The sequence below is a fragment of the Mariniblastus fucicola genome, assembly GCF_008087665.1.
In the GTDB taxonomy this organism is placed as follows: Bacteria; Planctomycetota; Planctomycetia; order Pirellulales; family Pirellulaceae; genus Mariniblastus; species Mariniblastus fucicola.
On the sequence record NZ_CP042912.1, the window covers coordinates 1,301,456 to 1,324,847 of the forward strand.

Here is a 23,392-nt window from a genome sequence, read left to right on the forward strand (position 1 = left end):
GCTAGGTACTTGTTTGACAATTGATTTTCATGTCGTCAACGTGGCCAAACATGAGCGGTAAGGCGCTAGCCGCCGGTATTCGCGGGCAACGGACCGGCGGCTTTCGCCTTAGCTGCTCACATTGACCAAAGCAGTGCCTAGAACGAATGGTCTTCGTCGGGAAACGTGTTCTCTTTGACTTCTTCGCACCACTGCCCTACCGCGCTGGCAATTTGTTCGGCGACGTTTGCGTAGGCTTTGACAAAAGAGGGCACGTAGCCGGTCGTCATTCCCAGCATGTCATTGGTGACCAGCACCTGTCCGTCGCAGCCTGCTCCAGCGCCGATCCCAATCGTTGGCACTCTCAATTTGCCCGACAACTCGGTTGCGATCTCTGCGGGAACACACTCGATCAGCACACAAAAAGCGCCTGCTTCCTGAGCTGCTGATGCGTCTGCCATCAGCTCGTCGCGATCTCGTTGAACCTTGTATCCGCCCATTGCGTGAACCGCTTGTGGACGCAGACCAACGTGAGCGATGACGGGGATTCCGGCATTCACCATCGCTCGGATCACGTCAGCCTGGTCAGCGCCGCCTTCTAGTTTGACTGCATGGCAGCCGGTCTTCTTCATGATTCTGCCCGCGGCCTTTACTGCTTCATGGATACCGTGATGGTTGACCGGAAACGGAATGTCGACGACGACAAACGCTCGCTTGGCTGCGCGAGCAACCATTTCGCCGTGGTAGATCATCTCGTCCAGCGTCACCGGGATCGTGTTCTCGTGGCCCTGAACGACCATCGCCAGTGAGTCTCCGACCAACAGCATGTCGACTCCGGCCGCGTCAAGCATTTTCGCCATGGCGAAGTCGTACGCAGTAAGCATCGAGATCTTTTCGCCATTGGATTTCATTTTCGCGAAATCAGTAACGGTGAGTCGTTTTTTGGATTTAGGAGTAGTCATCTGGATTCCACAAAGAAAAATCAACGGCTCAGATTGTAGTCGATGCGAAACCTGTTGCGGGAGATGCGCTTCGCCACTGTTCAACAACGGATCCAGACAGCTTCGACTCTTTTTCCCAAATTGCCGGACCGTCACGCGATGGTGAGCACAGGGATCTGTTGCCGATACAAAGAAAGTGTCATCGTGGGATACAGTTGCGTGAGGTTGTTGCGATGATCATCGGTGTCGAGAAACCGCAACACTTTCGAAGTCAATTTGATACTCAAGTTGATTTGACGCCACAGCTGCGACTGCCGAAAACCTCGTGAAAATAGTAACGAGGCCCGGTTTTTCAGATAGTTTTACCCGCAAATAGAGGGTTTTTTCCGCCAAATTGGGCGAAGCGCGAACCAAAGTGAAACGATTGGCACCTTACTTGCGTCTAGCCTAGTAAAGGTTGTCATATTTTCAGGTGGCCACTGGCCAGCTTTGAACTGGCAAGGACATTTCGTCCGCACAGGAGAGAGCGTCATGTTTCCAACTAAAGAGAACACAGAGAACCATTCAGGAACCGGTTCGGCTGCAGAAACGAGCGTCGAGCAAACATTCGAGTCAATCGAACAGTTCGCCTCATGGCTGGATTCGGAACTGGATGTTCTGGTTGAGAAGTTCGCAGAATTTGAGACGGACAAATCTGTTCGAAAATTCTTCAAGCGTTCGTAGGGACCAGTTGCAAGATTGATGTCGCGATCACACTGCGTGATATCTTTAGAATTTCGTTGCGGTATCTTTCGCGTTAACCCGCGGAATCGATGGGATGTCTGCCGGATCGTCGATGTCTTGTTCATGCGGCTTTGGCAGAGTCAAAGCATTTCTACCGGCTCAATGCGTTCTCATTGCTTTGCGGTGGTTTTCAGCCGGAGACTTTCGAAAACTGGTATGCAGATTTCACTCAGCGCATTCTGGTCTTCATCCGTCCACTGATCAAACGAGCCGAACTTTCCTTCGCTTCTAACCGCTCCCACATTCGACGGTGAACGTTGTTTTCTCGGCAACTCATGTCCTATAAATTTCTCAAGCGACGCAAGGTCCCCTGCGATCAAGTCATCGAAGTCCAGCCAAATAACTTCGCGTCCCGTGTCCTGCAACTGAACGAGGTCGTCATGGATTCGTTGGTTGATGTTCGCCCAGTAATGGCAAAAACGTTCCAACGGACACTGATTCGAATCACCGGCTAGTGTGCCGGAAAAGCGAAGGTTTGTCCGGAGGTATTCGGTGACGTTAGGCTTTGACATCGCAGAGCGGACTGCGTTGGCAGGATGTCGGAACAGGTGAATAAAACGCGCGGCCGGGAACGCGTCCGCCAACTCGTTGGAAAGGCTAAAGAGTCGATTGTTTGCTTCGAAGTAGACGTTGTGTCTGGTGTAGCGCAGCGTTCGAATTAGCTGCGTACGTGAGATTGGCGAGTCGAAATGGCGGACTCCAATTTCATTGAGGTCGGGCTCCTTCTCATGGAAGACACGCTCGACGCCGTTTTCGTTGAGCAGGTCCACGATGTAGTGTGAGCCGCACGCGCCGCTATTTTGACAGAAGAAACGCGTTTCGTTGCGGACGTTCTGATCCAACAATGAACGTTGCACAAGCCGCCGTAGCGTTCTCCAGCGTCCACGAAAACCGCTGGATGCATCAGCGTCAGCGGAGGCAAGCAATTCAAAATTTGGAAACGGCATAACGACGTCCTGGTCGATCAGGAATCGTCGGATTCACCGTCCGCGGAACCCGTGTCGTCAGCGCTATCACCAGCGTCTTCCGGGCTGGCGTCTTCATCGGTCGGTTCTACGTTGTCATCGGACGTGTCTTCGTCGCTGTCCTCAGGAGGTTGTAAAACCGAATCGGCATCGGAAGCAGCCTGTTCGTCTTCCAGCCAATCTTGAACCTGTTGGGATGTAGGCAAGCCATCATCGTTGCCAGTTTTCTTCCGTGAGTCGATGACCCATTGAAGTACAAAATCTTTCGGCCACTGCTTCCCGGCAAAGAAAAGCAGCTGACGATACTTGAGCATGGACTCGACCAGATTGTCGACCACCGGTGATTCGATCAGATCCGGATGCTGCTTGAGAAGCTCATCCCACTTGGAGAAAGCCTCTTCGTAAAGCGTCACGGCACCTGCTCTCAAGACACTTTTCTCTCCAGTTTCGTAATCGTAGACGTATTCGTCTTCGAGAATCGATTTGCGTCTCATTTCGGCAGCATCGTACATCGCCTGTCGGGCACGAACCATCGCATCGGTCGACTCGGCCGCATTTCGGCTTTTCCAAAACGAGTAATTAATCACTCCGCCGTCTTTGCTGATCGCCGACATCTTACTCAAAACATTGGCGATCTCGTCGGCCAAACGTTTTGCTTCGAGTTGGTCGTCAGGCTCAGCTGTCAACGCAATTTTCGAATCGAATCCCATTTCTGGAGAGTTGAGCATCTCGAAAAACATGACGCGTTTGCTCTGCTGCTCGTCATTTAGTTCTTCCGGCGCTGCATAGATAATCGGCAGTTCTTCTTCCGGCAATCCGAGACCGGCCCAAGTTTGGCTATGTTCGAGCTTTCTGGTTCCCGGCGTCAATTTGTCAAGCTCCGTGCGGAGTTCAGCAAGTCGGCTTTCGTACTGGTCCATACGCTCAAGCGTGAACGCGATGTCACGGGCATTTCTGAGTTCAACACTTCCGTACTGAGTCCACTCTTCACCGGCGTCCTCCCAGATTTCCCGGATGACTTCGTCAGAGCGAAACTCGTCGGCCAGAATCATCGCCTGCTGCCGCGTTTGCGAGGGGCGATTCATGCCAAACATCAGATCACTTTTGTACTTGCGGGCACCATTGTCGACGAGGTTTTGCGATTCGTCATACCAGTGCCACGCCATCTTGTAGCTGTCAGGGCCGTACTCGCGAGCGTCGTAGGAATCCGGAGCAATTTTGTCCGACATCTCGTTGTGAAAAACTTTGTCTTTGCGGAAGATCCGTCGGAACGGCATCTTTTCGTCCGATTTGCCGAACTTGGTTCCTGTAAAGAAACCCATGTTGTCCGTCATGCGATGATCGTCCGTGTTGTACGCGATTCCGCCTTTGAGAAAGTTCAAACCTTTCTTGATCCACTCATATCGATACTCGTAGTCGTCGAACTCCATCGAAACATTGAACGCCAGGTTGTGCCCCTGAAACTCCCAAACCTTGACAAAGTTCGGTTGGACTTTTGTCAGTGTTTGCAGCGTTGCAGCGAGTTTGTCATAGTCTTCATTTTTTTGATGTTCCAGGGCCTGCATCCACAGGACGTTCACAGCAACGCCACGCAGACCCATCGAAGCCAGTTTCATGGCTTCACTGGTTGGATCGATCTCGGAGATGCTTGCCTGCGCGAGTTTTTCCTTGCGGCGCATTTGTGACAATCGTCCACCGGGATCGACGACCTGACCGTTCTGGTCGGTGACTTCCGGGCGTGAGATGAAGGACAGCGGAATCAGCAACAAACCGATGACGGCGATGTAGATGATTTTGCGCAGGAAGGGATTCGTACTGTTCTTTTTCATTTTGCAATCTCCCGCGTTTTGAGCGAGAAGTAACCAAGCAATGTCAAACCGATGCAGAACGCAAGCGTGATCGCCAAAGCAACCAGGATTCGCTGGTTGTCGATGGAATAGCCGTAGGTCAGGAATTCCGAAAAATCGAGCTGCTTGAAGTTCGGAGCCAGATAAGTCAGATCACTCAGACGTTGACTGATGAAATTGTCCGACTCCTTAATGAGCGTAGTGGCGACGCCGGTCTCCAGGTCGACCTGCATATTCTTCTGAGTCAGAATCCTGATAAACGACTCAATCGGGCCGCCTCCATCCCGACCGACTTCAGTCAGGCTGCGGATGAAAGGAGTGAAGAACCCGATAATCATCATCGTTAGCACGCCCAACATGACGATCGGAGTTCCCAGGAACGTACTAAACGCAACCGCCATCGCGATAATGATCATCATCTGGCACCAAATGCCGACGTAGCCTTTGAAGTAGTTGAACCAGTACACATCATCGGAGGCGCGAAAGTACATGTCAGCCCGGGCAACACCCAGATACTGGTTTAGGTCGCGGCAACTGAGGCTTAATTCCAATTTTCCGTTCGCGGCGAAATCATCGAACAGATCGTACTCACCCTCCTCGATCAGTGTCCCGTCAGGCGCCTCGATTCGACCGATCACTTTTCGTGAAATCGGGCGGATCTGAAGCTGATACTCATTGGTCTCAAAGTTCACGGTTTCGGAAACGAAACGGTTTTCAACTTCTGGATTGTCGGGAATGCTCGCAAACTGAAGTCCACCGACGACTCGCTTTTGCATGTCGCCTTTATAAGTTCGAAACACGCCCAGCGTCATTTCAAGCGGGATGACGTCAGCATTGTTGAAGCGACTGGCAGTGAAATCCGAGTACGTGAATATTGCACGTGAAAGCGACGATCGCTTCAAGTGCGTCCCTCCGTCGATGAAGCCGCGATAGCCGCTTTCTTTACCAACATTTACCCCTGAAGCACTCGGCAAGCCGTCGCTGTTGAGAAAGCGAATGTCATCAGCGTAGACAGGGATCCGGGCGCGAAAGTAGCCGATCGCCGGGCCCAAGCTGATTTGTGCATCGTCGCCGGTGCCACTGATCGTGACTTGATGCGTGTGGCCTCCGACAGGCAAGCAAACCAGACGCCGGTAAACTGTTTTGCCATCCGTCTGCTCAACGCTGACAATGTCGGGCGACTGAAGAATCGGATCTTCCGCATCTTCGGTCTTGAATTCCAGGACCTCCAGGCGATGCATGTGCCCGAGCTCCATGTTGGTCTCGCCTTCCATGACCGCGTTGGGCGAAACACGCTTACCGGTCATCTTCGAGATTTCAGTGCCAGGTTCGATCGCGGAAAGCGAAGCGATCGTTTGCGTATCGCCAACGACCAGATGCGTGTGGTCGAGGTTTCGAGAGACGAAGAAGAAACTGATCAATCCCATTAACGCCAGCAGGATTGTTCCGAGAAAGCCAAACCCGAGAATGCGGCCAAGGATAATCTCGGTCGCACGCACAGGTTTGGTGACGATCGTATAAATCGTTTTGTTTTTGATGTCCTCTGGCAAACTGAAAGCACTGATCAGCATCACCGTCAGTAGCGTCAGCATTTGCGTGCCGAACATGATGGTGTTCATGAAGCGTTTTTCCGGGTTTTCCGTTCCGCCCATGAACCACTGCCCGAACAGCAACAGGATTGCAAAAATCGCGAACGCCACGATCAGGACTTTGCGGCGAAACGCTTCTTTCATCGCCAGTCGAGCCATCGCCAGCACGCGGCGAGGTGAGGTCCCAAGAAAATCGGGCACGGATTCGCCGACGACCTGAGCCACGATGTAAAACGCTTCGAAAGGTCCGTGTCGGAACGAAGCCACGACGTAGCCAACGAACAGGCCCAGCAGGATGGCGGCCAGCACGATTCCTCCGAACAGGATCAGGCCTGGAAGGAACCACTCGGAAAAGGTAGGGAAATTGTCGAGAACCATGGTGACTTGGGAAGTTGGTGCGAAGTTTCAGTTTCAAAAACGAAAACTTTTGGGATCAGGAGTCCGAACCGGAAGCACGCTGTCCCGGCCGTTGCTCGCTTTCGCGAACGATCTGCAAAAAGAGCTCTTCCAATGTGCTCTTCGGATTCTCGACGCCGATCAAATCGCCGCCATGTCTCTTGATGACTTCGCGAATCTCTTCCTGAGCGGACTCTGGCAAGTTCTTGGCACGAATCGAGGTCTCGTCAGAAACCTGCAGCAAACTGTCGACACGGCCGAGCTCTTTCAGGTCTCCCTGATAAAGAATGGCGATCCGATCGCAAACGTCTTGGACGTCGCCGAGTAGGTGAGAGCACATGACAACGGTTTTGCCTTCGTCACGCAACTTCAGAATCATGTCTTTCATCTCGCGCGTACCAAGCGGATCAAGACCGGAGGTTGGTTCGTCCAGCAGTACGAGATCCGGATCATTGATCAACGCCTGAGCCAATCCAATTCGTCGCGTCATCCCTTTGGAGTACTCGCGAAGCTGGCGACGTTTTGCGTTAGTCAGTCCAACTTGCTTGATCAGACTCTGCACGCGTTCTTTGCGAACCTCTGACGGAATGTCGAACAGTCGACCGTAGAAATCCAGCGTCTCTTCGGCCGTGAGAAATTTGTAAAGATATGACTCTTCCGGCAAGTAGCCGATGCGTTCGTTTTTGGTAACTTCGGTGGCGTTTTCGCCAAACACCATCGCCCGACCGCTTGTCGGAAACAGCAGCCCCAGCAATAGTTTGATCGTGGTCGACTTTCCGGATCCGTTGGGACCAAGCAATCCAAAAATCTCGCCCTTTTTGACTTCCAAATCCAGTGCGTTGAGAGCCCGGACTTTCTGTCGTCCCCAGAAGTCACGGTAGATCTTGGTCAAGTTCTGGGCCTCGATCACGATGTTCGGATCGTAATCGGGATTGGTCTGTTCGAGCTTCGAGGTTTTTTTGCTCTCGGAAGTGTCAGTCGCCATATTGAGTTGATGGTTGAATGGAAAGGGGCCAATCGGGTGACAACCCGTTGGATAATGACAGAATACCGGCCTATTGTAGACCAGAGTCAGGTTTGAGCCAGCACGGCAAGTTTAACGGATTCCGCGTATTTTGCTACGGTCAGACGACGCAAGGTAGGCTGTTTGAGACCGGAGTTGCAAAGCTCTTTCGTCGCTACGCTTCAAGTCGATACGAGGTTCAATCATTTTGCCAATTTGGCTTCCGCTTTTCCAAAAACGCGGCCAGTCCTTCACGCGCATCTTTGCTTGCGCGGGCCTGAGCCGAAACATCGATCGACTGGCGAATTCTCGTCACCAGCCCGTTGCCGCCGACTTCATCGAGATGCCGACGCGTGATCGCCAGAGCCTCCGGCGAGCCTGACATGATTGAATCGGCCAACGACGCAACGGAACTTCGTAGCCTTTCACGTTCGACGACTTCGTAAACCAGCCCTGTCGTCGCTGCAGCCTGAGCACTTTGTCGGCGTCCGGAAAGCAACAAATGTCCCGCACGTCCTGCTCCGACGCGATGCACCAACAGCGGCGTGACCATCGCAGCGGTGATCCCCCGTTGTGGTTCGGGCAACGAGACAAAGGCGTCTTCGACAGCGACGACAAAATCACACGCCAGCACCATGCCGACTCCGCCCGCGAGGACCGGGCCTTGCAACGCCGCAATCGTTGGCACTTTGGCGGTGAACAACGTCACCAGAAGTTCGCAGTAGTCTTTGGAGTCCTGAAGCCATTCCTTTTGGCCGTCAGCAGACGTTGCACGAGCCTGCATCTCGGCCAGATCCATTCCGGCGCAAAACACCTTGCCTTCGGCGTTCAGAACAAGGACTCGTGTCTGCGGATCGGCCAGAGTTTCGCTGACGGCGACCGATAGTTGCTGCAGCAGTTCGCGGCTAAGTGCATTTCGTTTTTCGGCGCGACAAAGCGTTACAGTCGCAACGCCATCCTGAATCGTGTGTTGAACAAGAGCCATAAAGCGTTCGGTGGGAAAGACTTCGAGAGTGAAGCTTCTATCCTACCGTTAACCTGACGGGGCTCAAACAGGCAGCGAATTGAGTTGGCTTTCGACTTCGTCCAGCGAAACGCCAAAGACCGCCTGGGCGATGACGTCGACTTTCTCGCGGTCGCCTTCGATTCGAGTCGTCCGTTGCGTATGCGTACGGGATTCACCGGGCGCCAACGCGTATGCCGGGCTGACTGTTTCCAGCTCGTAAAACCCGCCAAGCTTGCCGCCGGTTTCATTTGGGCCATCGTTGTATCCGTTAATCGCGTCGCCGCAGTACGGATCGTCCTGGTATTCCCAGAGATTGTTGGTGTAACCGTGAGGAGCCTCATCTGGCATGCTGAACTGGATCACTGTCAGAACGCCTCGCTGCGAATCCCAGCTGCCCAGGAAAGGCAAAGCGCGTTTCTCCGAAAGTCCCAGCTTGCTACGGTAGTCGCCGTCACCAAGCAGAAAGATCATGCCCAGGTCTTCATTGACCGCCAGGCGTTTGGAGTCCAGTTTTCCAAAATAGTCCGATGTAACGATCGTCCCCAGTTCGGATTCGTCGCCCTTGCGAAACGGGATCATCAGTGTCGCACCGGGAGATGGTTTGCTCATGCAAATTGCCCACAGCCCGATCAATCCAGTTTCCTTTTGCCAGGTTTTGTCACCTTTGTTCGTCAGCGTGTTGCGGCTTTCGTGAGAAACCAGGCTGACCCCATCCAGATCGGCATTAACGTGCTTTGCCGCAGTTTCGCGCGACAACAGTTCGACGGTACGCTTGAGTTCGATGTTGAATTCGAACCCACTCATGTTTTTCATCGACGTCGACTGTTTGGTTGTGATCGAAGTGTCGCTTTTCTCAACCACGTCGTAGGGCATGGAGTCCAGAATTGTCGGAGTTCGCCAATTGACATAATCCATGGACACGCCGGGATCAAAGAAGACTGAAAACTGGCTGCCTTCTGGTGAGATCCAGATCCGGTCTTCGCCGCCGAACAGATTAATCTGCGGGTCGTGTTCTTTTCCGAAAACCTCGTAGTTAATATAGCCGTAGCTCTGGCCGTTTTCGCCTTGGGAGGACGACGTCATCGTGCGTCCCTGAAGATCGGGAACGACGATCGCGCGTCCGCCTTCGGAGTTCTTCAGAACGTGGAAGTCGAAATGCTTGGCGAGAAAATTCGCGTCGTCCTGGAAGGAGTTTTCGGTCATCGATATGGCAGAAATAGGTGATTCAGGCATGACAAAAACCGCGAGTCGCTCGCACCGAAATTTTCCATCAGGCACCAATGATTGTGGTTCCGAACAGAATGCGGTCAATAGGTTTCACGGCTCACTATAACGGAAATTCGGGGCAATTTGCCATTAAGAAGGAATTCACGCCGCTCCTACTCTATCTTACGGCAACTCTCTCGGTTTTCCACGGACCAGAACCTCAGCCCAGCCATCAAGTTGCACAAAACCTACGATTTCATCTTTCCGAATTCCCAGCTCTCGAACCATGAAGAGTACGTAGCGGTTCTCCTTTTTGATCGGACCAAAATCCAGATAGCGATAGCGGAGTGAAAATTCGTCCCCGGCTTCCAAATCCATGGTCCGCGTGTCAGCAAGGTGCTCAATTCTTAAAACCGTGTCCGCATATTCGATGTTGTCGTACTGGTTGAAGCGGCTGCAGCGAAACGAAATGCTGCCACTTAAATAGCCGCCGTCAACATCCAGATCCGTCTCGAGGATTTTGAAGTGAGCGCGATCGGTGATCGATCGTTGCACCAACAGGCTGCCAATAACCGCCAGTAACATCAGAACGAAAAGCGTCCGCAACGAAAACGTTCTTGGTAGCAAGCCAATCCATTTGGTCGGACTCAGCCTTGAACGACGCTTCGCAGGTTCGAAGCTTTGTGGACTGGTGGGCTCAATCAAACAAGTCACCAATTCGTTCCAGGTTCGCGGACATTCGTTTGAAGTAACCATCGAAATCGGAATCGTCACTCTCCGGAGTCTCGATCAGGTCAATTGTCGCGTTCTTCGGCCAGTTCGATTTGACCAATGGCGCGAGCTCTTCGATCGCGTCGCCGGACCAAAGGAACAGCGTCTCGTTTGCGACAACCGCTTCTTCGTTGTCTTTGCCGCCGACTCTCGAACGCATCGCTTCCAGTTCGGATTTGGCCTGCGCTTCGTCACGAGGTTCAGTCCACTGCAGATATCGATCGCTCCAGCCCAGGCTGCGAGTCAAATATTGGATTTCCGGAGTCGAACTTGCGACGACGATGTCTGAATGATCAGTCATGATTTTTTCATGAGCCGATTCAAGGACGTCGAACTTCTTTTGCAATTCAGCAAAACCGTTGGCGAGTTGAGAACTGTCTCCGTAAGTCGAAACCAGGCGTTCGTGGCACAGTTTTGCTTGCCGGCGAGCGATCTTCGGCGACAACCAACTGTGAGCCACGACCCACGAGTGCGAATGCTCACCCTCGGGTCCGTGGGAGTGAACCAGTTGATAGTCTTTGACGACCACGAACTCTTCCAGTTTGATCGCGTCGGTGGTGGTGCCAAGTTTGCTTTCGTCGATCGTGACCTTGTCCATCCAGTTTGCGAACACCGCACCCGGACCATTGCAAATGATCAAGTCGACTTTCTGCAAATCGCGAATCTGAGCTGTCGAAGGCATCCAAGAATGTGAATCGGAACCCTGCGGTGGACCAACGTAAATGACTTCCTGAACAGGCCCACCGGGATCGCGGCAAATCGAGCTGACCATGCAGTACAGCGGATAATTCGTTACCGCGACGCGTTGGTGGAGCTTGTTTGCAGTCGCTTCGCCGTCGGTCGAACGTTTCGCCTCACACCCGGAATACACGACCAGGGAACACAGCGTCAGCAACACCGCGACCGCGAATCGACTGGCAGGGACTCGGGGAATCCACCCAGTTGCAATGCCCAGACCTCTCTCACCAGGCTTGCCGACAGATTTTTGACCAGAGAGTTGACGACTCAAATACTTCCACCGATGCATCGCTGTACTACCTCATCCGCGTAAAACCAAACGACCGACGAAGCGATCGCGACCAAACAGATTGCTGCCAGGAAAACGATTCCCAGCTCCGCAATCTGAATCCACAACATGGTGCCTTTGCTGCATCCCAGCCGAAACATGGTTTCCATCTCTCGTGCCCGCAATTTCAACGACAACATCACGACTAAACCCAAAAGAGCCAGCGTAGCGATCGCAACAATGATCGCATTGGCATCGAAAAAACGTTTTACCTGAAACACCAACGCCATCAATTCCCGGATCTCATTCGGTGGTCGAACCAGTTGAGCAGCGTCGTCGTCGCCAACGCGATAGCGGCCTTCCAAAATCGTTTCGTTCTTCAGATCAGGAGCATCGACGATCAACGCCGTGATTGGAAAGCTTCCTGGATCGCCATGGAAATGGAACGAAGCCATGTTTGATTCAGAAATCTCGGTGTACGGAAGCACTGCAGCGCTGGCCACAATGTTGTTCCCGTCTTGGCCCAAAACGTCACCTTCGTTCTCAGCATTCTCAAGGTCCTGATGTCCGTGGCCCAGACCTTCGATAACCCACGCAGTCTTCAGATCCACAAAGATCGCTTTATCATCCGCTGTATCGGAACGGCCCAAGACTCCAACGACGTTCAGTTTCAAAGGATACTCGCCAGCCAGATCAAGAACGCTGCCGCGGTCGGTGAGAATCTGGTCGCCCGGTTTGACGTCGAGGCTGTTGGCGACTCCTGAACCGACGACGCAGTCACCCAGCATCGCCAGCGACTCGCCCGATTCGATTTCGAGATTTCGATACGAAAAGTATTCCAGTGATGTCCCGACGACCGGAAAACCCTGAGCCTTGAATTTTACATGCAGCGGAATCGGTGTCGCCAAACCCGAATCGCGTATCCTGTCGACTTCGGCGAACGTGATCGCAGTCTCGGGGGCCCGGGAAAAGTAAATCGCGTGCAATGCCAGATCCAGCTGACTGCCTTTCGAGCCCACGACAACCGGAGTCGATTCGGCTCGGGCTGCGATCTGTTGGCTGAACTGTCGCAGCAGAATTCCCAAACACACTGGCAACACCAGCGTGAGAAAAATGCAGCTCATCAGAATCAGCGAACGCCCGCGATGATACAAAATGTAGCGTGAGGCCAGTTTGAGAGCACCATTCATGCGGACGCCTCCGCGGCACTGTTGGCGTGATATTGCGAGAAGTCGATCGTGCGGTCAAATCCGTCGATGATGCTCATGTCGTGAGTCACGACGATCAGCGTCTGGTTGTTGGCTGCCGCCTGTTCAAACAGCAAGTCCAATGTCCGATGTTTGTTGGCCGGGTCAAGGTTGCCAGTCGGTTCGTCCGCCAGAATCAGTTTCGGTGACGCGACGAGAGCACGGCAAATCGCGACCCGTTGCTTTTCGCCCTGAGACAGTTTTTGCGGATGCCGTCGAAGCTTGTCGCCGATCCCCATGGATTCGGCCAGTTTCGCAATCGCGTCATCGCTGCCCAAATGGGCTTTCTCGCTGGAAAGATTCTGGTTAACCAGAAATGGCAAGGCAATGTTGTCTTTGACAGTCAAATAGTCCAGCAACTCGAACTGTTGAAAAACGAACCCGATGTTCGAAACGCGGAAGTTACGCCGTTGAGCGTCGCCCAGTTTTGCCAATTCGGTGTCGAGCACTTTCAGTTCGCCCCGATCGACGATCTCGATGCCTGCGAGCAGATTCAGCAGCGTCGTTTTTCCGCTGCCGCTGGGACCGATGATGGCCAGTTTTTCGCCGGGAGAGATTTGCAGCGCATCAATCCGCAAATCGAAGGTGGATTTCGGCCAGGAGAATTCAAGATTTTGGATTTCGATCATCTTGGGTGATGATAGTCGAAATTCAGCGTCGAGCGTTAGCGGCAACGATGGATGTAACTTAGTTAGTGGATTCTTCCATCTTCACGGGCATGACGTAGTTCCAGGCTGGTTGAAGGCGAACATCTTCACAAAAGTCCATGCAGAACATGCGAGGCTCTTCGCGGCACAGGCACAATGCCAGAAATCGATCCTTGCCCATGAACCGAATGGGGCTGACGACGCGAGTGGTAAGCCGTCCCTTTCGGTCACGATATTTCATTTCAACCACATAGTCATCGTGGGCGATCATGGCTTTTCGAATGTCGTTGGATTGTTGAGTAAGAGCAACCATTTTTTCTTCCGGTAAGAACCTGCCTTCAAGACACTCCTATCATTGGCGGGCGGGCCGACACGTTTGGTCCATGGCAGCCAAAAAAGTCGACAGTTCGCACAAAATGTCGATAAACATCGGGCCACAGGCAAATAAAGGTTGCCCCGGTTACCTCGTTCCCGTTAGCCTGCTGCGTTCAGGCCGCCTCCGACAGACACGTTCAACGCGATTCTGGCTTTCATTTTTCGATCGTCACAGATTCACTTTTGACCGCGATCCGAAATGGGTTTTTCCGTCGGTGCCTGAAATTTGCTAAACCATTTTCCGCAAGGAGACCATAGAAATGCTCAGCTCATCTATCAATGAAGCGCTTAACAAGCAGATCAACGAAGAGCTTTTTTCTGCCTATCTTTATCTCGCGATGTCGGCGAAATCCGACAGCATGGGGCTGTCTGGTTTCGCGAACTGGTTCAAAATGCAGTACCAGGAAGAACTGGCTCACGCAGATCGGTTCTTTAACTACGTCCTTGAACGCAACGGAGAAATTGATCTCGAATCGATCGGCAAACCTGAAGTGGGCGACGTCACGCCGCTGGAACTTTTCGAGAAAGGGCTGGCACACGAACAGCATATCACCTCGTGTATTTTCAAGCTGAAGGATCTCGCCCGTCAGGAATCCGATCACGCCACCGACGTGTTCCTTGAATGGTTCGTCAACGAGCAAGTCGAAGAGGAAGCCACGACTCAAACCGTCATCGACCAGCTTCGGATGGTGAAGGACAATCCCAGCGGATTGTTCCTGATCGATCGTGAATTGTCGGCTCGCAAGATGGAAGACGAAGCGGACGCCTAGTTCCTGGCATTGCCGGGACTCACTCGGTTTTCGCAACCTTGTCGCGTGCTGCTGAATTTCTCGGCTCTCGCCAAACTCCGCTCAAACCGGTTACTTTTCCAAAGTATCCCGTTTTGAAGCGGATTTTTTCTGCGCTACGCAAAAGAATTTCTGGCTGTTGGAGCAACAATCGCCCAAAATGAACGTCAACTCTTTTGGACAGCCACCGGAACAAGTCATGTCAGTCATCCGTTCAGTCACCGCGCGATTCGCCGTCACAATCGCTTTGGCAATAGGCGCCGCATTTCATTTCAGCATCGCTCCCCCGGCATGTTTTGCATGCCAAGGGGAAGAGGACGTTCAGCCGGATGCCGATGACGCGACCGCTGGTGCGGCGGCCGACGATGAAGAGCACGCCGTCAGTACGGAGTCGCTGAAGCCCGATAGTCCTTTGGTTGATCCGCAGTTTCTCCGATTCGAAATGTGGGACGGAACCGTCGTCAGCGGGATCGTCAGCATTCCCGCGATCGATGTTGAGACGGAGTTCGGCAACTTGCAGATCCCGATTGATCGCTTGGTCGATTTTCGGCCCGGACTGGTTAGCTTGCCCGAGCTGCGCGCCAAAGTCGAAGGGTTGGTAGAACAGTTGGGCGATCGCGAATTTAAAACTCGTGAGTCAGCTCATCGCGAGTTGGTGGCGATGGGGCCAATGTTGGCGGGGATGATTCCGGATCTGGATGATGGCGGTGACGCGGAACGCAAAAAGCATCTCGTGAAGATCAAGGAAGAAGTCGAAGGGATGCTCGACGAGGACGATGGCGAAGAAGGCGTTGGCAGCCAACAAGGCATCAGCCATGGCGACCGGATTCAAACTCCAGACTTTGCTATCGTTGGCAAGATCGTGCAGAAAGAGTTTCAGGTCAAAAGCAAAATCGGTGACTTGCGAATCATGCTTGGCGACGTCAAACGTTCCGATCGTGGCGTGATCGAAAAATCGCAATCGCTGCGAAAGACAGTTTCCGTTCCGGGGACAACGTTCTTTCAAAAGAAACCTTTGAGCACGAAAATTCGCCTGAGCAAAGGCGACAAGGTCACGATCACAGCGACCGGAATCGTGCAGTGGACCAACTGGAGTCAATCGGCGTCTCCGGACGGATTGCCCAATCAGGGAAACTGGAACGGCATCAGCAACGGTGCGCTGGCAGCAAGGATCGGCTCGGACGGAACCGTGATCAGCGTCGGATCGGATCACAGCTTCCGGGCTGAAAAATCCGGTGTGTTGTATTTGGGAATCGCGATGCCGGACAACTACGTGAACAACGCGGGCTATCGCTGGACAGGCAAATTCAAAGCGAAGATCAAGGTCGAACCAGCCAACTGAGAGACGACCATGCTTGTCCGAGGCTCGCTGGCCTACTGAACCTTCACGCGATCGCAGCAGGCTTCGAAGGTTGGCAGATGGCGGTACTCGCGAAAGAAACGTTCTGCTTTAAGCCGCTCGAGGTCGTTGAATCCAAGGTCAATGGCCTTTGTCAAACACGCGATCGATTTGCTGCGGCTTGCATCCCAGTCTTTCTTTTCCTTGCCCAGTTCTCGCTGCATATAGTCCAAGCTCGCCCACGCGACCGCGGTTTCGTATTGGGCGAATTGCGAATCGGCGCCGGCTTCGGCGAGCGTGTCGAGCACGGACTTGGCCAATCCAAAATGACCCTGTTGCCCAATTCGTTTCACGTAGTATGTCCCGCGATCAACCGCCGAATCAATGTTTCGATCGGTGGGGAGTTTGAGAGCTCGTTGCACCGAAAGTCGCCAGCCGTCGCCAATTACGACGTCCGCTTTCTCACGCTCGCCTTTCTTGTCGTAAAGAATCGATTTTTGACGATAGGCTTCCAGTAAAACGTCAATGATGTGAGACGCATCGAGCGAGAACTCCTCGCTGGACTCAAGCTGGGTAATCGCTTCGTCAAACGCAGTTTCGGCCTTCGCAAAGTCATTGTATTCGTCCGCCCATATCTCTCCTTCTGCGATCAGGCCCTCCGCGATCCGTCGATCGACCCGATGCGGCATGCCTTTCTCGTGAGCTTTTCGGGCTTCGGGCATCAACGCGAGGGCTTCCGCGAACTTGCCCTGATCACGATGGATGCTGATCAGTCTCAGCCACGCGTGCGAAAGCCGATTGGTGTATTTGAGTTGCCCCGGAAATTCTGCGATGAGTTCCTGGAGTCCTTCGATCGCCATGCGAGAGTAATCTTCGGCTCGATCGTAATCCTTGACGCCTCCGCGCAGGAAGCGAGCCATTTCGTTTCGGATGTAACACAGCCGATAGCGACAATCCAGTTCCGAATCCGGGATTGCCGCAATCTCCATAAATCTCCGTTCGGCTTCTTCGAGCAACTCAAGCCTTGCTTGCCAACCCTGACCGGAGTGGCTGACATGCGACATGTCGCTGTACCACATCGCCGCGTTGTATTTCGCCGATTCGTTTTCGGGTGCGAGTTCGTAGGCTTCGTTCGCGAAAGTCGCAGCCATCTCAAACGCCTGCAGGCAGTTCTGGCTGTCGATGTCATGAAGAGAAAACGCATGGTTTCGATGAAGGCGAAAGCCTTTCTCCAGCCATGTTAGCCGGTCCGTAAACGGTTCCGCTTTCTCAAAAAATTGAATTGACGTCTGAAACGCCATCTCACGTTTCTCCTGGTCGCGAATGTCGTCGGCGAGCAAAGCTCGTTGCAGATGGATCTCCGCGGCGCTTAACGCAAACTGCGCGATCCCCTCTTCGGACTTGGCACATTTCTCAATCATGTTTTCTGCTTGATCGCAGACCGCAGCCGATTCGGCGTATCGCCCGGTAGTCCGATAGATTCTTGCCAAGCGGCCGTAACATTCAAACGTGTCGGTCGAAATCGAGACTTCTGCTTCCTCATCGATCAGGCGTTTGTGAGCCTGCATCAATTCGTCCATCACCTTCTGCTGGACCGGAGTCACGTTCAGGTTCTGCTCAAGGGAATCGACCGACATTTCTAAAGCCTTCACGATCGTCGCGTGGAGCTCTGCCGCGTTGTTTTCTGCACGATGTTGCTGCTGGATCGAAAGTTCCAGATTGGCTCGAGCCTGTCTCCATTGTGACGTGCTGACGTAAAAGCCTGATGCGAGGCTTACCACTCCAAACAGCATCGAAGACGCCAGAATGGGGTTCCGCTTCACCCATCGGTGCAACCGTCCAAACGAAGAAGTCTTCCTCGCGGAAACCGATTCGCCAGAGATCCAGTGCTGCAAATCCGCACCGAGATCGTGTGCCGATTCATAACGATCAGCGGGCTCTTTGCAGATTGCTTTAAGGCAGATCGCTTCGAGGTCGCGGTCGACGGACGGATTCGCACCGCGGATCGCAGGAACTTGCTCGTTGATTACCGCTGCAATCGATGCCGCATGATTTTTACGCTTGAATGGGCTGATTCCGGTCAACAACTCGTAAAGGATCATGCCCAGCGAGTAGACGTCAGTCCGGTGGTCGATTTCTGTCGTCCCGCTGGCCTGTTCGGGCGACATGTAGGCTGGCGTGCCTACGATCGCACCGATTGCGGTCAAAGAATCCTGACCGGAAAGCTGACGGGCCAAACCGAAATCCGTGATTCGCAACCGCGAAGGCAGGTCCTTGTCGCCATCTACCAAAATCACGTTGGCCGGTTTCAGATCACGGTGAATGATGCCGCGTTGGTGTGCGTGCTGAAGCGCGTCCGCCAAGCGAGCCACGATTTCTGCAACCGTTCGCGGGCTGGGTTTGCGTTTGAGATTTGTAAACCATTGCCGCAGCGTCGGTCCGGGGCAGAACTCGCTGGCAATAAAGTGAATCGGACCGACCGATCCGCTTTCGAAAACGGGCACGATATTCGGATGGCTCAGGATCGCCGCAGATTTTGCTTCACGTTCAAACCGGGCCCGCGATTCCGCCGAAACCAAAACGTGTGGTTTGGGAACCTTCAACGCGACATCACGATCAAGATTCGGATCATTGGCGAGAAAAACGCGTGCGAACCCGCCCTCCCCCAGCATTTCGATGACTTCAAACCGTCCCATGTAAGCAGGCGTTTCGTCGGCATCGCTCTCGATCGTCGCCATTTCGATTTCTGCAAACCGGCTGGTGACGACCGTGCTGTTGTTGTCCGAACAGGTCCGAAGATCCTTCAGATCCTGGCGCACCAGAGACAGGAAATCGATCGCATCGCGAGAAGTGTGTTCCGAGCCCATAATTTTCTGACTAATCGTCTTCCGGTTCTTCGTTGACTTTTTCCAGCTCTGTTTGAAACTTTGCGATCGCCCGATTCCACAGCTTGGTCGCCGCACCTTCGGTTCGATTCATCCGATCGCCGATCTCGCGAAACGAAAGTTGCTCAAGGTTCCTCAGCCGGATCACGTCGGCGTGCTCATCGGTCAGATTCTTCAGCAACGTATGCAGCAGTTGAATCCGCTCCTTGGAAAGCGCATTGGTTTGAGGCGTCGGTTGGGCGTCGCTTGGTTCGGCGAAAAAAAATGATTCGCTTTCTGAGTGACCGAAGGATCGCTCGCGACCGACATCGCGTTTCTGGCTGCGAAAATGTCGGTTTGCCCGCGATGACTCGTTCTGCACAATCGCGTTGAGCCAGCCGAAAAATTCAGCGCGTGTTTTCCCGCGGAATTTTTCGATTCCGTCAACCATCCGGATCAACGTGTGTTGCACGATGTCTGACGGATTGACGTTGGAGCGGATAGACAGATTAAGCTTCCGATCGGCCATCATCGTCAGGTAGCTTTGGACTTGCGTCGCCAACTCAGATTTGGCTTGCATATCTCCATCGCGAGCCTGCTCGACCAGCAGCCTTACGGTATCCAGCTCAAAATCGTCGTCTTTTTCCAAGACTCTTCCCATCATTGAACCCAAGCCGCAATCGTTTCGGACGCGGAAAATCTGAAAAGTCCAGCCGTCAGTGTAATCGGTTTCAGCCCATTTTTCTCGTGATTGACGCCTGGTAAGGCTGTTTTCGCGTTTGTGTTCTGGACGAAATACGGGCAATGACAACAATGACGGCTGGATAGCGACGATTCGCTGACCACGATTACGGAAGAAATGGCGAACTGAAACTCCGCCAAACCATTTGGAGATACGATGACACCAGAGATTTTGGCGATAGAACGGCAAGTCGATCAGCTCAAGGCAGACGGGAACATTCCTGAAGCAATTGAGAAGATGAAAGAAGCCGTCGCGATTGATGACACGTTTGCTCGCGGGCACCTGACTCTGTCAGTTCTGTACGGAAAAATCGATGAGCATCTCAAGTCCGTCGAACACGCCGAACGCGTGATCGAGCTTGAGCCCAACGACAAGTTTAACTTCGTCGCGTTGAGCGAAACTTACCGTCGAGCTTTCGAAGGAACACGCGATACAGCCTTCATTCAGAAAGCCGAGGACGCCAAAGCTCGTGGCTCAATGGGCGGGTGAGGAGGAGGCTGCTAAGCCTACGAGTTCAGTTTGAACTCATTCACAAAGACTACGTAATCTCGTAGTAAAACGCACCTTTCACCACGCCAGCCGAAAAAAGCTGACAATAAATTCAGGTATTTGCCTCAATCTTCCGAATTCGGAACTCACAGGGACGACCTGTGTTTAATGATGGTTGAAGCAAGAGTCTCCATTTTAAATTGATTTTTCAAGGACCAGAAATCCATGACTTTCCTCAAACGAATTCTGACTACCGCAGCAGCAGCGTGCTTCGTTTGTCTGCTTTTCAATAGTAGCGCCGACGCTCATGACTTTCTCAAAGATCCGCTCAAGGAACGCTACGGGCTGAAATCCGTTTCCTGTTCCGCCTGTCATCCCGGCAGCAACAAGGCGATCAACAACGCCTTTGGTCTGAAGTTCAAAACAGCCTTCAAAGGCAAGGACTACACAAAGCGTATTCACGCTGCCAAAGACCTGAAGAAAAAAGACAAGGACGCGGGAACCAAAGCCCTTGAAGAAATCGGAACCGAAATGGTTGCCCATTTCAACGAAGTCATTGTTGAAGTTGAAAAAGAATCGATGTCCATCAAAGATCTTGCAACTGCCGGCCTGTTGGTTGGAACGAAGCTCGAGAAAGACGTCGTTGCCGAAATGGGTAAAGCTCAAGGCGTTGAAGAATAGCCAATCGACGCTTTCTGAAAAAGTCACCAGCCCGTTTGCGATTTCGCAAGCGGGTTTTTTCGTGCCCGATTCGAAGTCGCGTGGATTTGCGCGAGTAGTGTGGACCGTAAAAGCGGTTGAGCTTTCTGCTCAGTAAGGCTCTCTTGCAATTGGCGGTCGCCCAGCAGGTGGGCTACAATTCGGAATCCGATGTCCAGGCCCATCGTTGCTGCGAAGCGAAAATGAATACTGAATCAAACGACGAACCACAGAAAGCTGAAAAGTCTGAAGAGCAGTTCGTTGCTGAACTGATCAGCGATTGGTCCGATTCGCAAACACCCGCCGAACAAAACTCACCGCCGCAAGGGAGTGCTACTTCGGCGATCTCGGACACTGAAATAGTCGATGCCGAAGCCGTTGTTGCTGCAACGGTCGTCCCTTCGGTTGCCTACGATCCGACGGTACTCGTTCCTCGAAAAATTTCATCCAAAAGCCCACCGTCGCCAATGGCTCACCTCGCAGCCAAAGGCGGCGCTGTCGGAGCAATCGTGCTGGGCGTGTTGTCGTTTGCCGGATCGTTTATCACGTCGTACGCAATCCTGAATTCGTTTATGGGACTTGCGTTGGGGCTGTGGGGATTGAAGTCGAACCATCGAAAGATGGCCATGGTCGGAATTCTGCTGTGTTTGATCAGCGCTTTCTTCTGCGCCGTCGAGATTTCGGGTTGGCTGCAAAGCCTGTGGCCCAATCAGGATTTGTAGACTGCTTCGTGCCGACAGCGGCGAGCAAGATCTCTACATTACTTGCTGCTCAATTCAATCACGCCACTGAATCCCATCGGCGGCTTGCAGTCAGCATGACTTCGGATGTACTGCAGCAAAAACTGGCTGCAAGGTTCATCGCCAAGTCCTGCCAACGTTTCGCCCGCCTCACTCCAACGCCCCGATTCAAACTTGACCAACGCATCGTCATACTTTTCCAGTATGGTTGGATCGGTTAGATCAACAGGGACCACGCGATGGACCACCGAGGGCGTCCTCAGACCAAACGGCAGAAAGCTTCCCAGCCTCTGCAGCGTGAAATGATGCGGTTGGTCTCGCACCTGTGTCACCGTTTCCTCATCAAGCAAAATCGAACCGCCGAACCATTTCGTCATGCCCTCGAGCCGCGACGCGAGATTCACCACCGGTCCGAACGCAGTAACTTTCACCTGATCGCTGGTGCCAATTTTTCCCGCTACCGCCGGACCGGTCGCGATTCCGACTCCCATTTGAAAGTCCTTCAGCGGATGATCCGGGTCGGAGTTGATGCGAGCGAACTCTTTTTTAATCTGCATCGAAGCGTCGATCGCCCGAATCGCGCGATCGCTTTGATCCAACGGCCAGCCCCAAAATCCCATCGCGGCGTCACCGTGAAAGTCTCCAATCACACCGCCGTGCTCAAGAATCGAGTGCGTCATGATGCCCAGCGAATTGCTGACGCGAGAAAGTAACTCCAGCAGATCGCCGGCCATCTGCTCCGACGCTTTGGAGAAACCGCGAAGGTCACAAAACAGCACGGAGACTTCACACTCTTTCGGAGTCAGAACGTCTTCCGGATCGTGGTCGGAGAAAGCCTCCAATACGACCGGCGAAAAGAACGATCGCAGACTCGACTGACGACGCTCCAGTCGTTGGGCTTCCAGCAAGTTCTGCAACGTCGATCCAATCAGTTCGCAAAACTTGATGTCACCCTGCAAGTCCAGTTCGCCCGAACTCGATGCAGAATCAGACCCCGCGATTGCAGAGACCCGGTTCTTGCCGGTCACATAAATCCCCCAGCCATGCGTCGCGGTGCCGGTCAGCGGACAGACGAAAGCCCAGTCGTTATCCATGTCCATCGTGTACTCGGGACCACCGGCACGCGTTTGGTTCCAGATGTGTTCAACGACCTGGCCTTCCTTGATCGCCTGGCTGATCAGTCGTTCGCTGGGCGAAAAATCACCGCTGGTCAAGCGGCGTCGATCCCAATGGATGACTTCGGTCGCGGCACGACTGCCGTCTGGATGGTCTGACTGTCGAAAGATGGCGACGGACGTTGCCGATACAATGCCTTCCATCAGTGTATTTACGAATCGCGTGTACAGTTCCCGCTCGCTGCCAGAATTCGAGATTAAATCCGGCAACCGGTTTAACACCTTGATGCGCCGATCGGAATCAACATACTCGACATTGCTACGAAGGAACTCAGCCGTGTAGCTGCGCTGCGTCACCGGGTTGGGGACGTCGAGCGTCGGCAAAGCGACCTCGTTCGTCAACATGAACGTTGTGCTCCCGATGACAAAGTGCTCACCGGGTTTGAGCCGGAAGGAGTCGCGTTCGGTGCCGCCGAAAAAGACAGGATTTCGCGCCGCCGCCAAACGCTCGACCAGCAGGTCTTCTTCGGTCAGCGTAATGATCGCATGGCGTCGGGAAATTTGGCTGTCCCAGTCCGCCTTCAGAGGATGGGCTTCGCGACCAAGTTCCATCGGGTGGTTGGTCTTGATTTCGACCCGCCAGCGGTTGTCCGCGCCGGGGCCTTGTGCAATAAGCTCAAACATTAGTCCGCCGAACCTCTCCGTGATTCCCGTGTCCCGCAACGAGGTCATATCCTGTTGTCAGGAACCTGCATGTGATCTATTCTGACGTCTGTAAGCCAACTCTGACACCACCAACCATGTCTGATTTCACCTCAAAAATCACTTTTGCCGCATCAATGTTCGATTCCTAGC

At 53.2% G+C, this 23,392-nt stretch carries 21 protein-coding genes; 6 read left to right on the forward strand and 15 right to left on the reverse strand.

All coding sequences use genetic code 11. The features are described from left to right. Window positions 1-137: 137 nt before the first annotated feature. Entirely contained in the window at window positions 138-941 is an 804-nt protein-coding gene (gene panB, locus MFFC18_RS04700; protein WP_075081983.1) for a 3-methyl-2-oxobutanoate hydroxymethyltransferase, read from the reverse strand. Window positions 942-1,451: 510 nt separating this feature from the next. Between panB and MFFC18_RS04705 the strand changes: the two genes are divergently transcribed. Further along, a complete protein-coding gene (locus MFFC18_RS04705) occupies window positions 1,452-1,643 on the forward strand; it encodes a hypothetical protein (RefSeq protein WP_075081844.1) in 192 nt (63 codons plus the stop codon). A gap of 170 nt (window positions 1,644-1,813) precedes the next feature. Here MFFC18_RS04705 and MFFC18_RS04710 read toward each other — a convergent pair whose 3' ends face one another. From MFFC18_RS04710 to MFFC18_RS04760, 11 genes are all read right to left on the reverse strand, one after another. Then, complete coding sequence (locus tag MFFC18_RS04710) at window positions 1,814-2,650, reverse strand: sulfotransferase (RefSeq protein ID WP_075081843.1); 837 nt, start codon at window positions 2,648-2,650, stop codon at window positions 1,814-1,816. A 17-nt stretch (window positions 2,651-2,667) separates the two neighbouring features. Next, the gene (locus MFFC18_RS04715) at window positions 2,668-4,497 is read right to left on the reverse strand and encodes a hypothetical protein (RefSeq protein ID WP_075081842.1); all 1,830 of its coding nucleotides are present in this window, start codon (window positions 4,495-4,497) and stop codon (window positions 2,668-2,670) included. Then, window positions 4,494-6,482, reverse strand: a complete 1,989-nt coding sequence (locus tag MFFC18_RS04720) for an ABC transporter permease (protein ID WP_075081841.1) — start codon at window positions 6,480-6,482, stop codon at window positions 4,494-4,496. Before MFFC18_RS04720 ends, MFFC18_RS04715 begins: the two co-directional genes overlap by 4 nt. A gap of 55 nt (window positions 6,483-6,537) precedes the next feature. Beyond that, window positions 6,538-7,485, reverse strand: coding sequence for an ABC transporter ATP-binding protein (locus MFFC18_RS04725; RefSeq protein ID WP_075081840.1), 948 nt, complete (start codon window positions 7,483-7,485; stop codon window positions 6,538-6,540). A 217-nt stretch (window positions 7,486-7,702) separates the two neighbouring features. Next, window positions 7,703-8,488 carry an enoyl-CoA hydratase/isomerase family protein gene (locus tag MFFC18_RS04730; RefSeq protein ID WP_075081839.1) on the reverse strand — a complete coding sequence of 262 codons (786 nt, stop codon included), beginning with the start codon at window positions 8,486-8,488 and terminating at the stop codon, window positions 7,703-7,705. A 63-nt stretch (window positions 8,489-8,551) separates the two neighbouring features. Beyond that, entirely contained in the window at window positions 8,552-9,712 is a 1,161-nt protein-coding gene (locus MFFC18_RS04735; RefSeq protein ID WP_084416714.1) for a DUF6786 family protein, read from the reverse strand. Between the two features lie 186 nt (window positions 9,713-9,898). Then, on the reverse strand, window positions 9,899-10,321 hold the full coding sequence (locus MFFC18_RS04740; protein ID WP_148618646.1) for a hypothetical protein: 423 nt from the start codon (window positions 10,319-10,321) through the stop codon (window positions 9,899-9,901). A gap of 91 nt (window positions 10,322-10,412) precedes the next feature. Next, a complete protein-coding gene (locus MFFC18_RS04745) occupies window positions 10,413-11,513 on the reverse strand; it encodes a metal ABC transporter substrate-binding protein (RefSeq protein WP_075081837.1) in 1,101 nt (366 codons plus the stop codon). Further along, window positions 11,492-12,682 carry an ABC transporter permease gene (locus MFFC18_RS04750; protein WP_075081836.1) on the reverse strand — a complete coding sequence of 397 codons (1,191 nt, stop codon included), beginning with the start codon at window positions 12,680-12,682 and terminating at the stop codon, window positions 11,492-11,494. Before MFFC18_RS04750 ends, MFFC18_RS04745 begins: the two co-directional genes overlap by 22 nt. Then, window positions 12,679-13,368, reverse strand: a complete 690-nt coding sequence (locus tag MFFC18_RS04755) for an ABC transporter ATP-binding protein (RefSeq protein WP_075081835.1) — start codon at window positions 13,366-13,368, stop codon at window positions 12,679-12,681. The genes MFFC18_RS04750 and MFFC18_RS04755 overlap by 4 nt, the downstream gene beginning before the upstream one ends. Window positions 13,369-13,426: 58 nt before the next feature. Then, window positions 13,427-13,699, reverse strand: coding sequence for a hypothetical protein (locus MFFC18_RS04760; protein WP_238381127.1), 273 nt, complete (start codon window positions 13,697-13,699; stop codon window positions 13,427-13,429). A gap of 322 nt (window positions 13,700-14,021) precedes the next feature. Here MFFC18_RS04760 and MFFC18_RS04765 point away from each other — a divergent pair, with 322 nt between their 5' ends. Continuing rightward, window positions 14,022-14,531, forward strand: coding sequence for a ferritin (locus MFFC18_RS04765; protein WP_075081833.1), 510 nt, complete (start codon window positions 14,022-14,024; stop codon window positions 14,529-14,531). A gap of 178 nt (window positions 14,532-14,709) precedes the next feature. Next, window positions 14,710-15,891 (forward strand): hypothetical protein, encoded by a 1,182-nt coding sequence (locus MFFC18_RS04770; protein ID WP_075081832.1) that lies wholly within the window; start codon window positions 14,710-14,712, stop codon window positions 15,889-15,891. A 32-nt stretch (window positions 15,892-15,923) separates the two neighbouring features. On the opposite strand, the gene MFFC18_RS04775 is transcribed toward MFFC18_RS04770, so the two are convergent. Beyond that, complete coding sequence (locus MFFC18_RS04775) at window positions 15,924-18,755, reverse strand: serine/threonine-protein kinase (protein ID WP_075081831.1); 2,832 nt, start codon at window positions 18,753-18,755, stop codon at window positions 15,924-15,926. 10 nt (window positions 18,756-18,765) lie between these two features. Beyond that, complete coding sequence (locus tag MFFC18_RS04780; RefSeq protein ID WP_157664995.1) at window positions 18,766-19,401, reverse strand: sigma-70 family RNA polymerase sigma factor; 636 nt, start codon at window positions 19,399-19,401, stop codon at window positions 18,766-18,768. 249 nt (window positions 19,402-19,650) lie between these two features. Here MFFC18_RS04780 and MFFC18_RS04785 point away from each other — a divergent pair, with 249 nt between their 5' ends. From MFFC18_RS04785 to MFFC18_RS04795, 3 genes are all read left to right on the forward strand, one after another. Then, window positions 19,651-19,983 carry a hypothetical protein gene (locus tag MFFC18_RS04785; protein ID WP_075081828.1) on the forward strand — a complete coding sequence of 111 codons (333 nt, stop codon included), beginning with the start codon at window positions 19,651-19,653 and terminating at the stop codon, window positions 19,981-19,983. 225 nt (window positions 19,984-20,208) lie between these two features. Further along, on the forward strand, window positions 20,209-20,664 hold the full coding sequence (locus MFFC18_RS04790; protein ID WP_075081827.1) for a hypothetical protein: 456 nt from the start codon (window positions 20,209-20,211) through the stop codon (window positions 20,662-20,664). 221 nt (window positions 20,665-20,885) lie between these two features. After that, the gene (locus MFFC18_RS04795; protein WP_148618648.1) at window positions 20,886-21,404 is read left to right on the forward strand and encodes a hypothetical protein; all 519 of its coding nucleotides are present in this window, start codon (window positions 20,886-20,888) and stop codon (window positions 21,402-21,404) included. Window positions 21,405-21,442: 38 nt separating this feature from the next. On the opposite strand, the gene MFFC18_RS04800 is transcribed toward MFFC18_RS04795, so the two are convergent. Beyond that, window positions 21,443-23,221: an adenylate/guanylate cyclase domain-containing protein gene (locus tag MFFC18_RS04800; RefSeq protein WP_075081825.1), complete on the reverse strand. Its 1,779-nt coding sequence runs from the start codon at window positions 23,219-23,221 to the stop codon at window positions 21,443-21,445. Window positions 23,222-23,392 lie beyond the last annotated feature (171 nt).

What these genes read in the sequence shown, in the direction of transcription:
- panB (WP_075081983.1), bottom strand. Translation starts at nt 941, where the DNA reads ATGACTACTCCTAAATCCAAAAAACGACTCACCGTTACTGATTTCGCG.
- MFFC18_RS04705 (WP_075081844.1), top strand. Translation starts at nt 1,452, where the DNA reads ATGTTTCCAACTAAAGAGAACACAGAGAACCATTCAGGAACCGGTTCG.
- MFFC18_RS04710 (WP_075081843.1), bottom strand. Translation starts at nt 2,650, where the DNA reads ATGCCGTTTCCAAATTTTGAATTGCTTGCCTCCGCTGACGCTGATGCA.
- MFFC18_RS04715 (WP_075081842.1), bottom strand. Translation starts at nt 4,497, where the DNA reads ATGAAAAAGAACAGTACGAATCCCTTCCTGCGCAAAATCATCTACATC.
- MFFC18_RS04720 (WP_075081841.1), bottom strand. Translation starts at nt 6,482, where the DNA reads ATGGTTCTCGACAATTTCCCTACCTTTTCCGAGTGGTTCCTTCCAGGC.
- MFFC18_RS04725 (WP_075081840.1), bottom strand. Translation starts at nt 7,485, where the DNA reads ATGGCGACTGACACTTCCGAGAGCAAAAAAACCTCGAAGCTCGAACAG.
- MFFC18_RS04730 (WP_075081839.1), bottom strand. Translation starts at nt 8,488, where the DNA reads ATGGCTCTTGTTCAACACACGATTCAGGATGGCGTTGCGACTGTAACG.
- MFFC18_RS04735 (WP_084416714.1), bottom strand. Translation starts at nt 9,712, where the DNA reads ATGACCGAAAACTCCTTCCAGGACGACGCGAATTTTCTCGCCAAGCAT.
- MFFC18_RS04745 (WP_075081837.1), bottom strand. Translation starts at nt 11,513, where the DNA reads ATGCATCGGTGGAAGTATTTGAGTCGTCAACTCTCTGGTCAAAAATCT.
- MFFC18_RS04750 (WP_075081836.1), bottom strand. Translation starts at nt 12,682, where the DNA reads ATGAATGGTGCTCTCAAACTGGCCTCACGCTACATTTTGTATCATCGC.
- MFFC18_RS04755 (WP_075081835.1), bottom strand. Translation starts at nt 13,368, where the DNA reads ATGATCGAAATCCAAAATCTTGAATTCTCCTGGCCGAAATCCACCTTC.
- MFFC18_RS04760 (WP_238381127.1), bottom strand. Translation starts at nt 13,699, where the DNA reads ATGGTTGCTCTTACTCAACAATCCAACGACATTCGAAAAGCCATGATC.
- MFFC18_RS04765 (WP_075081833.1), top strand. Translation starts at nt 14,022, where the DNA reads ATGCTCAGCTCATCTATCAATGAAGCGCTTAACAAGCAGATCAACGAA.
- MFFC18_RS04770 (WP_075081832.1), top strand. Translation starts at nt 14,710, where the DNA reads ATGAACGTCAACTCTTTTGGACAGCCACCGGAACAAGTCATGTCAGTC.
- MFFC18_RS04775 (WP_075081831.1), bottom strand. Translation starts at nt 18,755, where the DNA reads ATGGGCTCGGAACACACTTCTCGCGATGCGATCGATTTCCTGTCTCTG.
- MFFC18_RS04785 (WP_075081828.1), top strand. Translation starts at nt 19,651, where the DNA reads ATGACACCAGAGATTTTGGCGATAGAACGGCAAGTCGATCAGCTCAAG.
- MFFC18_RS04790 (WP_075081827.1), top strand. Translation starts at nt 20,209, where the DNA reads ATGACTTTCCTCAAACGAATTCTGACTACCGCAGCAGCAGCGTGCTTC.
- MFFC18_RS04795 (WP_148618648.1), top strand. Translation starts at nt 20,886, where the DNA reads ATGAATACTGAATCAAACGACGAACCACAGAAAGCTGAAAAGTCTGAA.
- MFFC18_RS04800 (WP_075081825.1), bottom strand. Translation starts at nt 23,221, where the DNA reads ATGTTTGAGCTTATTGCACAAGGCCCCGGCGCGGACAACCGCTGGCGG.